1 protein-coding gene is annotated in these 1,089 nt (G+C 67.4%); it reads left to right on the top strand.

From position 1 onward, the window contains the following. Positions 1 to 92 precede the first annotated feature (92 nt). A partial coding sequence (locus tag NYZ95_RS19795; RefSeq protein WP_262853069.1) for an IS481 family transposase occupies positions 93 to 1,089 on the top strand: 997 nt, incomplete at its 3' end.

Below are 1,089 nucleotides of genomic sequence, written 5' to 3'. Positions count from 1 at the left end.
TGTAGTTCCTCGGGACGTTGTGAACGGTTGAGTTAGCGAAGACCTCCGCGACGATGTGGGTTACCACACTCACGTCATCCACGGAGGTCTTCGTGACTCACGCTAACGCTCCTTTGACGCCGGAGGGGCGTCGACGTCTTGCTGTGTTGATTGTCGAGCAGGGCTGGGCGGTCCGACGTGCTGCCGAGCGGTTCCAGGTGTCGCCGGCGACGGCGTCGAAATGGGCGCGCCGGTATCGAGACGGCGAGGCGATGACCGATGCGTCGTCGCGTCCGCGCAGGTCGCCGACGCGGTGCTCGCGCCGGCTGGAGCGACGGATCGTCGCGCTGCGGTTCACTCGACGGTGGGGTCCGCATCGGATCAGCTACCACCTCGGGGTACCCCGTTCGACGGTAGGACGCGTCTTGGTCCGCTATCGGATGCCGCTACTGGCCCATCTGGACCAGGCCAGTGGTCTGCCGGTCCGCCGACCCAAACCGGTGCGTTATGAAGCCTCGGCACCCGGTGAGCTGGTCCACGTCGACATCAAGAAGCTCGGCCGGATCCCCGACGGGGGCGGCTGGCGAGCCTACGGCCGCGGGTCGGCCCAAGACCGCAACGCCGACGCCGCGCGGGACAAGGCTGCACGTCGAGGCGCCGCGCCCTCGCGGGGCTACATGTTCTTGCATCACGCGGTCGATTCCTACTCGCGGCTGGCCTACTCCGAGCAGCTCCTCGATGAGCGCAAAGAGACCGCCGCCGCGTTCTGGGGCCGCGCGCGAGCGTTCTTCCGCGACGCCGGGTTCGAGGTCGCTGCGGTGATGACCGACAACGGCGCCTGCTACCGCTCCCACGCCTTCGAAGCCGCCCTCGGTGAGGACGTCAAGCACCGCCGCACCCGGCCCTACCGCCCCCAGACCAACGGCAAGGTAGAGAGATTCAACCGCACCCTCGCCACCGAGTGGGCCTACGCCGACGTCTACCACTCAAACGATGCTCGCGCGGCGACCTACGACACCTGGCTCCATCACTACAATCACCACCGACCCCACACCGGCATCGGAGGCCAAGTCCCCGCCGACCGCGTTCACAACCTCACGGGGAACTACA

Origin of the sequence: Mumia quercus, assembly GCF_025506335.1 — a bacterium.
Classification (GTDB): Bacteria; Actinomycetota; Actinomycetes; order Propionibacteriales; family Nocardioidaceae; genus Mumia; species Mumia quercus.
The sequence above is the reverse complement of the archived record's forward strand: the minus strand, read 5'-3'. Positions and strand labels throughout refer to the sequence as shown.